At 60.2% G+C, this 7,329-nt stretch carries 13 protein-coding genes and 1 pseudogene; 6 read left to right on the top strand and 8 right to left on the bottom strand.

What is annotated here, in order from left to right; translation table 11 throughout:
• Positions 1-145 precede the first annotated feature (145 nt).
• The 6 genes from QMA15_RS32350 (at position 146) to QMA15_RS32325 (ending at position 4,040) form a co-directional block, all read left to right on the top strand.
• Positions 146-1,009: a hypothetical protein gene (locus tag QMA15_RS32350; RefSeq protein ID WP_290289201.1), complete on the top strand. Its 864-nt coding sequence runs from the start codon at positions 146-148 to the stop codon at positions 1,007-1,009.
• 78 nt (positions 1,010-1,087) lie between these two features.
• Positions 1,088-1,450, top strand: coding sequence for a hypothetical protein (locus tag QMA15_RS32345; RefSeq protein WP_290289198.1), 363 nt, complete (start codon positions 1,088-1,090; stop codon positions 1,448-1,450).
• A gap of 323 nt (positions 1,451-1,773) precedes the next feature.
• Entirely contained in the window at positions 1,774-2,292 is a 519-nt protein-coding gene (locus QMA15_RS32340) for a hypothetical protein (RefSeq protein ID WP_290289195.1), read from the top strand.
• A complete protein-coding gene (locus tag QMA15_RS32335) occupies positions 2,289-2,960 on the top strand; it encodes a hypothetical protein (protein WP_290289193.1) in 672 nt (223 codons plus the stop codon). The genes QMA15_RS32340 and QMA15_RS32335 overlap by 4 nt, the downstream gene beginning before the upstream one ends.
• Before the next feature lie 143 nt (positions 2,961-3,103).
• Positions 3,104-3,358, top strand: coding sequence for a hypothetical protein (locus QMA15_RS32330; protein WP_290289190.1), 255 nt, complete (start codon positions 3,104-3,106; stop codon positions 3,356-3,358).
• Positions 3,359-3,383: 25 nt separating this feature from the next.
• Complete coding sequence (locus QMA15_RS32325) at positions 3,384-4,040, top strand: hypothetical protein (RefSeq protein ID WP_290289189.1); 657 nt, start codon at positions 3,384-3,386, stop codon at positions 4,038-4,040.
• 31 nt (positions 4,041-4,071) lie between these two features.
• Here QMA15_RS32325 and QMA15_RS32320 read toward each other — a convergent pair whose 3' ends face one another.
• The 8 genes and pseudogenes from QMA15_RS32320 to QMA15_RS32950 all read right to left on the bottom strand — a co-directional run.
• On the bottom strand, positions 4,072-4,647 hold the full coding sequence (locus QMA15_RS32320; RefSeq protein WP_290289186.1) for a recombinase family protein: 576 nt from the start codon (positions 4,645-4,647) through the stop codon (positions 4,072-4,074).
• Complete coding sequence (locus QMA15_RS32315; protein ID WP_290289184.1) at positions 4,644-5,540, bottom strand: Fic family protein; 897 nt, start codon at positions 5,538-5,540, stop codon at positions 4,644-4,646. Before QMA15_RS32315 ends, QMA15_RS32320 begins: the two co-directional genes overlap by 4 nt.
• A complete protein-coding gene (locus QMA15_RS32310; RefSeq protein ID WP_290289181.1) occupies positions 5,537-5,758 on the bottom strand; it encodes a hypothetical protein in 222 nt (73 codons plus the stop codon). Before QMA15_RS32310 ends, QMA15_RS32315 begins: the two co-directional genes overlap by 4 nt.
• A gap of 250 nt (positions 5,759-6,008) precedes the next feature.
• The gene (locus tag QMA15_RS32305; protein WP_290289178.1) at positions 6,009-6,167 is read right to left on the bottom strand and encodes a hypothetical protein; all 159 of its coding nucleotides are present in this window, start codon (positions 6,165-6,167) and stop codon (positions 6,009-6,011) included.
• Complete coding sequence (locus QMA15_RS32300; protein WP_290289174.1) at positions 6,164-6,511, bottom strand: hypothetical protein; 348 nt, start codon at positions 6,509-6,511, stop codon at positions 6,164-6,166. Before QMA15_RS32300 ends, QMA15_RS32305 begins: the two co-directional genes overlap by 4 nt.
• 91 nt (positions 6,512-6,602) lie before the next feature.
• The gene (locus QMA15_RS32295) at positions 6,603-6,773 is read right to left on the bottom strand and encodes a hypothetical protein (protein ID WP_290289171.1); all 171 of its coding nucleotides are present in this window, start codon (positions 6,771-6,773) and stop codon (positions 6,603-6,605) included.
• Between the two features lie 2 nt (positions 6,774-6,775).
• Positions 6,776-6,988, bottom strand: coding sequence for a hypothetical protein (locus tag QMA15_RS32290; RefSeq protein WP_290289169.1), 213 nt, complete (start codon positions 6,986-6,988; stop codon positions 6,776-6,778).
• 186 nt (positions 6,989-7,174) lie between these two features.
• Positions 7,175-7,329 (bottom strand): annotated as a pseudogene (locus tag QMA15_RS32950) (DNA helicase); the annotation flags it as partial.

The following is a 7,329-nucleotide window of genomic DNA, read 5'->3' as shown; positions in this document are numbered from 1 at the left end:
GGCGTTCGCACCTCCCGCTCGGGTGGCTGGCGGGGTGATTGTGCGGGAGCGACGGAGGCCGGCCACGCTTGGTGTCGCGGTAGCTCTGTTGCTTATTAGGAAAGTTGGATCACCGAATCCAGTTGATCGAACTTAGCCAATCCAGTTGGGCTTCATGGTACATAACCAGCATATGGAACTGGGCCTTTATCTCGACTCAAAAGTAATTAACACTCTCAATGAGGAGATTGCGCCTGCGGAAATGAAGTCTTTCATAGTCCGCACAATCAGAAAGAATGCAGATGAGAGGGCGGGCACGTCGGAGGAGATTCATCGAGCGATCTTCTACAACGCGGTTGTTAATGCGGCAAGTAACATCACACAGCGGCCGGTTTATGTCCTTGAGGATGATGGTTATGGTATGTACGAGCCGGCTGTGATGGCCTGGCATGATGGTGAGATTAGTGCGTCCATTAGGTCAATGAGTGCGGCGGAGATTGCTGAGTTCTCTGCGGAGATGGTGGCTCATCGTTACTTGAGCTTGAATGCGATCAATGAGGTGTTCGAAGCGTTCAACTTCGGTGCCCGAATTCGTCGGCCGGAGCCGGGAAAAGTTGAGGTCGAGATTCTTGAGTCCACCGATCTCGATCAGAGGGTTGAGGAGTCAGCTCATCAGAACATTCGGGCTCTTTTTGCTCGTGCGGGTTCCAACCTTGACGCCGGTGATTACACGGGTGTGCTGGTAGCGGTAGCGGGTGCGTTGGAAACTCTCGCGAAGGAAACCGTCGGCACGAGTGCGGTCGCAAAAAAGTCTATGGGGCAATTCAAGACTGAGTACAAGGCTGCATCGAATTTGCCGGATCCGGTGGTGGACTACATGCACGAGATTTTTTCACGTCGAAATACGGAGCCAACCGCAGGTCACGGAGGTTTGGAGGAGCCAACGTTTACTCGCGCGGAGGCGGTAGTGATGTTGAATATGGCCAAAGCGTTCGTTGCTTGTGAGAACGCTCTGCGTGATTCCGCGTGATCGGGCGTACCGCTGGTTGTGGCCGCTGCCTGCTAGTTTTAGGGTTATCCGCTGGTCGACACGAGATGGGGGAGGCAGTTGTCGGATAGTTGGAGTCCCGAGTTTCGGCCGCGGAGGTGGGAGCGGGACAAGGCGCAGTTCGCGGCGTGGATGGGCGGTGCGGCGGTCCGTTCGCCGTGGAAACGTCGCAGGTTCGGAATCTGGCGCGAGGAGCAGTTCTCGGGCGAGATGCGCGCTGCTCGCGAGGCTGAGCAGAAGCGTCGTGCGGAGCTGATGGCGAATCCGAGTGCTGAGCTTGTCGAGGCGTATCGGGAGTTGCAGGCTGCGGAGACGGCGTCGGGCGCCCAGATCGGTTGTGCGCGCGGCGGCGATATGAGCGACCCGAAAACGGTTCGGGCGCTGGCGCGGTTGCTGAGCGATCACGCCGAAAAGTTCCAGTAGCGCCGACGGTCGGCAGCATTACTCCTGGTGTCCGGCCTGATCGCGGATGGAACTTGTCTGATGCGTCCCCGGTCGTGGTCGCGTGTCGCTGGCACGGCCGCGCGGTGAGGTCTTCGGGAGCTACTGCGCGGCTTTGATGTGTTCGCCGCTGTCTTTCTGCGTGCGGTAATCAGTGCGTGACAGAGATCGTTACGAGATCAATCTTCAGTTATTTTCTAGACACAGATCACAGTTATTTTTTAGACATATTTTTGCCGGATTCGTTGTTATAAAAACCAGACACGCTTGAGCGAGCGCGGTGGCGTCGCGGTATGTGAATCGGTGTGTTTCTGAACCAGTTTCATGCGTTGAACTGGCGATTCAATCCACTGCAAAGTGCGGTCGCGGCCGGCCGCAAAGCTGTGCATAATGACTTTCATCAGTCCTTGAGTGAATTCAAAATTTCCTTGTGCAGGGCTTTAGTCTGTCTACAACCGGGAGTTCAAATGATTGAGTCTGTCAGTGCTTTGTCGTCAGCGTCAGCGATGGGTTCTGATGATTGGTGGCCGGTTTTGATGATGGCGTCAGCGGTGTCGGTCGGTGTCGCGGTGGTCGGTGCGATTGTGGCGGCGTCGGAACGGTCGCCCTGGCCGTTTGCCGTGGTCGGTGTTGCATGCCTTAGTGCGTGGGCTTTTGCCGATGCGGCGTTTGCGAGTGCCACGGCGAGTGCGACGCAGCTGGCGGCATCGGGGCCGCTGCCCTTGTCGCTGCTCAATGGGATTGGAACGGCCGTTTTCGTCGTCTATGTCGGTTGCGCGGTCGTGCTGGGGATTATCACCGGTTCTGGATGGATCGAATCGTGACGGCGGCGCGGTACGCCGATGGTGCTGACAGTGCGGCGTTTGCCTCACTCATTGCTGGTCTGAGTGTCAGCCGGGCCCGGCGTCTGGTGATGTGCTGGCGCGAGTTCGTGGCTGCGATGTGGGGTTTTGGGCGGAGTCCGTTCGAGCGGCAGAAGCGTGTCCGATCGCTGCTGTTTTTACTGGTCCTCGTGGGGTGGGTTCCGGTTCTCGTTGCTCTGGGCTTGACGTGGCAGGCGGCGGTGCAGCTCGGCGGGGTTGCGGTGCTGTCTTTCGCAGCCGTGTTGCTGGTGAGTTGGCCGGTGGCCTCGGTGTTTTCGCCGGGTTTCTGCCTGGAAAGCTCGGATAGTTCCGCGTCGCTGCGGGTGGTGCCGAGAGATGAGGTGCCCGGGGTGTTCGAGGTTCGGAGTTTTTCGCGGTGGCCGATGACGGAGGCGACTGCCAGCTCTGCGGACGAGGTTGCGGGTTTGGTGGGTGGTCTTGCTGATGAGTTCAGTGTGACTTTGGTGGCGTTGGCCGCTTCGGATTCACTGCGGCGTAGTTACATTCGGAAGTTCGGGTTCGTTGGAGCGCCTGAGGACCTGTGCAGGATGCTGACGGGTAAGCGGGTGAAGCCGTTTTTGGTTCGCACTCCAAGGATTGCGGTTGAGCGTTCGGAAGCAGCTGGCTGAGTTGTGTGGGTGTTGGGAGTGTGCGACACGCCCGAGCGGATCGGTTTTTGTTAGAATGTGCGCACCCCCGTAGGGGGTGCGCAACCTCATTGTCGCGTGAAAAGCGCTCTGCTTCTTGACTTTTCTGCCCTACCGTCGCAGGCATGACGACCATATTTGCTCAGACGTATATGCCGGCCTCTGATCCTGATGGCGCGGAGTTGTTCTCGCTGGAACCTCTGTGGGATGTGATTCGGGATCATGCCTTGTGGTTGTTGGTGATCGCTGTCGCGGTGGCTCTCTGGGGTCATGCGAAGGTGCAGGGGTGGTTCGGATTACGCGCGTCGATGGGTGTCGGCGGCACGGCGGTTATCGCAGCCGCGGCCTTAGCGGTGGGTGTGTTGGCGGTGTGGTGGTAGCGCACAGCCCGTCTATGTTGGGTGAATGACTGAGGCCATGCCGAGTGACGATTTTGTGGTTTCGTTTGCCACCACGGAGGATGCGCGGGCCTGGTTGATTGACCGCGTGGCGTATCTGGCTGGGGTGGCGGGACAGCAGGGTTCGCCGCGGGTTTCGTTCAGTGCGCTGCGGACGGCGAATGTGGCCGGGTCGGGTGCGTCTACTCCTGCGATGTATTACTACGAGACAGACGAGTTGGTGTTTCATCCGCGAGAGGTGGCGACCGGGATCATCAACACTCAGATTGCGGACGCAATCGTGTTGCATGAGTTGGGCCACCGGGCCGACCCAGGCCCTATGCTGCGGAGACGGATCTCTCAGGGGTTGTGGATGGTCGCGGCCGTGGCCGGTGTGTGGTTCCTGCTCTCCCATTCAGGGTGGGCTGTCGCGCTTCTCTCCGTGACTGGACTGTTGGGTTATGTGTGGTTGTCGTGGAACGCGTCGGCTCTACGGAAGGAAGAGGACATGGCTGACGATTATGCGTTAGCCCACGGGGGTTCTGAGCCGATTCTGTCGTTCTTGAGGGCTTCTGTCGCCGATCCCACGGCCGAAGGGACTGCGGTTCATCGGAAACCTGCTGATCGGTTAGCTCGAATGGAGCGCAAGGTCGCGGAAACAGGGGCGGTACCGCGTCGGTTTTGACGGTTCCGCTTGTGTTTGGTTCGTGTGAGGATTACTGCGTCTCGCCGGCCCTCTCGGGTGCGAGGGCGCGACTGACGGATGATCTGCCGACACGGAGTGTCGAAGCTATCGTGTCGAGGCTTTTGCCCTGTTCACGCATAGTGCGGGCGAGATCGGTGCGTTCGGGGGTCATGACGGTGGGTCGGCCGCCGTGTCGGCCTTGTCGGCGGGCGGCTTCGAGGCCGGCGTGGGTGCGTTCGACGATCATGCGGCGTTCCATTTGGGCGAGGGCGGCCATGATGTGGAAGAGGAATTCGCCACCTGCGGTGGTGGTGTCGAATCCTTCTGTGAGGGACCGGAATGCGATGCCGCGTTCGCCGAGGTTGTGGACGGTGTCGATGACGTGGCGGACGGATCGTCCGAGGCGATCGAGTTTCCAGACGACGAGGACGTCGCCGTCATGGTCGCGTAGGTAGTTCAGGCATTCGGTGAGCTGGGGGCGCTGCGTCTTGGAGCCGGATTCGTAGTCGGTGAAGATGCGGATCGCTCCGGCTTGGCGGAGTGCGTGTTCTTGCAGTTCGGGGTTTTGTTCGAGGGTGGAGACGCGGGCGTATCCGATGATGCTCACAGTCTCGGTCCTTCTGGTCTGCTGCTGTGTTGTGGGATGGTGCGGCTGTTCATGAGTTGGTGGTCGACTTCTGGACTCCAGTGGGTGTGGAACTTGGTGGTGTCGAGGTCGGCTAGTTCTCGCTCCGGAGTGGCCGGCTTCGGCGTTGGCCGGATCTCGGTCGTCTGTGGGTCATGTTGTGGTGCTTCGGGTTTGATCTGGCTCGCCCAGCTGTAGGTCTGTTCGGGCATGGTGTCGTAGTGCTCGATCATGGCTTGCCAGTGTTCGGGGAAGGTCATGACGTTCTCGCGGGGTGCGGTGGCGATGGAGTCCGTGGGCACTTCGGTGACAGGTTTGATCGCGGGGCGCAATACGTCGGCGAGGATGGTTCCGCCATCGATGTAAGCGAAGTTGCGGGCAGCTTGGACGGCGTCGACGCTGAGTTCGCGCCACTCGATTGCCCATCCCACGTCGCGGGCGAGCTGGTCGAAGAAAACCCTTTGGGTACGGGAGTTTCCGTCGACGAACGGATGGACACTAGTCAGGTCTCCCCAGTGTCCGGCGAGATCCTGGACGAACGCTTCGTGGCTGTGGTGGTTGACGTAGACGCCGCTGTTGATGTCGGTGAACACTCGATCGAGTTCGCCGGGGATGGCAGCGGGTGGGTCGTGATCGCCCGGCGCGGTGTCGATGGTGCGGATTTCACCAGCCCAGTCGTAGAGGTCGCCGAGTAGGTGTCGGTGGATCGCTTGCAGGTGCGCGAAGTCGAAGTGTCCGTCGATCGGGTTCGCTGCCAGTTCTGCCATTCGGGCAGCGGCGATCGCGCCTTCGACCTCGGCGAGGATCTGAGGGTCTTTGTAGCCGAACCTGTTTCGGAGTACTTGTGTACCCGGGTAGTGGTAGGAATCGGTCACAGTCCGTGCCGCCGGCGGATCGCGGCATGTGCAACCTCGATCGCCTCGTCTCCCGTCAGGTTCCCGGAGAGTACCGATCGAGCAGCTGTTTCGGCTTCGGTGGTGAAGGGGACGCCACCCATTTCGAGGCCGGCGCGGATGCCTGCTATTTCCCGTTCGATCTCACCTGTGGTGAGGATGCGGGTGGGTTTACGCGGAATCTCGTCTGGATTCGTCATGGTCTGGTCCCCCGGTTCTCGTTTTACGGCTGTACGCGTTTCTGCGGTTTCGACGCCGCCGACCCTCTGTCTATGGTCACTGGCGGCGTGTTCGTCGTTCTGTGTTGAGAGCGATGCTATCGAATCGACCGAAAACGGTCTACTCACCCGTTTCGGTCGATCTAGTTTCGGTCATGAGTTTCGGTCGACGGTTTCGCATGGTCGCCCAATCGCGTCGATTCGGGCCGATTCGCGGGCCGAATACGTTCGTTTACGGTTGGGGGCTTTTCCCGTTGGTCGATTCGATCCCGGTGCGGAGGATCCGATTTTCCTCGCCGGTGAGCGCGCGGCCCATCACATCTTCCACGTCGATGACAGGACTGATCTGATCGCCGGCGACTCTGAGCGTTGTTCGGGTCTGCTCGCTCATCGGTTCGTCTCCCTGTAGTTGCTCGGCCACGCGGCGGTGCGTTGCGCCTGTTTGGGGGTGTGGTTGGTGGGGATGGGTGCGAGGTGGTGGAGTCCGGGGAGGCTGTAGGCGGTCAGCGCGAGTCGGGTGCGCCAGGCTTTGTGTTTGAACGCCCAGATCCAGTGTCCGGTCATCCAGATTGCGAGGCCGGCGGCGAGGATTGCGTAGGCGGTGGGTGTGCTTCCGGTGAAGCCGATGCGGAGCAGTCCCTCGAAGACTGCGATTGCGCCTGCGAGTCGGGCGATGATCGATCCGAATCCCCAGATCAAGAGTGCTGCTACGGCGATGATCGCGGCGATAGCCATGCGGTGGTCCTCCTTCTCGTGGGTGATTCGAGCGTGCTGTTTGTCGACGAGTGTGCCGTGCGGGTCCGACAGGGATCGCAGTATCGACGGGTCAGAACAGGGCGTTTTGGGCGCTGTGAGCTGCTGTGTCGGTGCGTTTCTCGTAGGCGGCTGCGAGGGTTTGCGCGGTGGTGGGGCTGCATCCCATTTCGGTGCCGATGTCTTCCCAGCTGGCTCCGTGATGGTGGTGTAGTTGCCAGGCGTCGTGTTCGTCGTCGCTCACGTTCAACCCTCCTCTTCGGTGGGTGTGTTGAGTTCTCGTCGGAGGCGTAGAGCTAGGACGTAGTGGTAGACCGCGAGTCCGAGGAGGCTTGTTCCGGCGATGAGGGCAACGGTTGTTCCTAAGCTGAGGAAGATGATGCCGACGGCGAGGCTGATCAGCGCGACAACGGTGTGCGCTTTCCAACCCGGTCTGCTGGTGTCTTTTTCGGTCGTCATAGTCGATTCTCCTTGTCGCTTGGAGCTTTTCGGAGTCTGGCGGCTTTGGTGAAGCTGTAGACGGAGGCGGTGAGGGCGATGATTCCGGCGGTGATCATGTGTTGGTGCCGATGGTGAAGTCCAGGGCCGCGACGGCGAGCGCGAGGACTCCGAAGATGCTGTGTTTCACCACTCTTGGCTTGTTGGTCATGCTCGGCCTTCGCGGATGGCGGCGAGGCGTTGGGAGGCGGCGCGGCGTTCGCGGCCGATGCTGAGCAGGTGTTCGAACAGTTGGTCTTCGGGGAGTTCTTCGGCGGCTTGGGCGAGGGATCGTGCTGCTTCGCGGAATCCGCGGCGGTATG

The sequence above is a fragment of the Rhodococcus sp. APC 3903 genome, assembly GCF_030407755.1.
GTDB lineage: Bacteria > Actinomycetota > Actinomycetes > Mycobacteriales > Mycobacteriaceae > Rhodococcus_F > Rhodococcus_F erythropolis.
The sequence above is the reverse complement of the archived record's forward strand: the minus strand, read 5'-3'. Positions and strand labels throughout refer to the sequence as shown.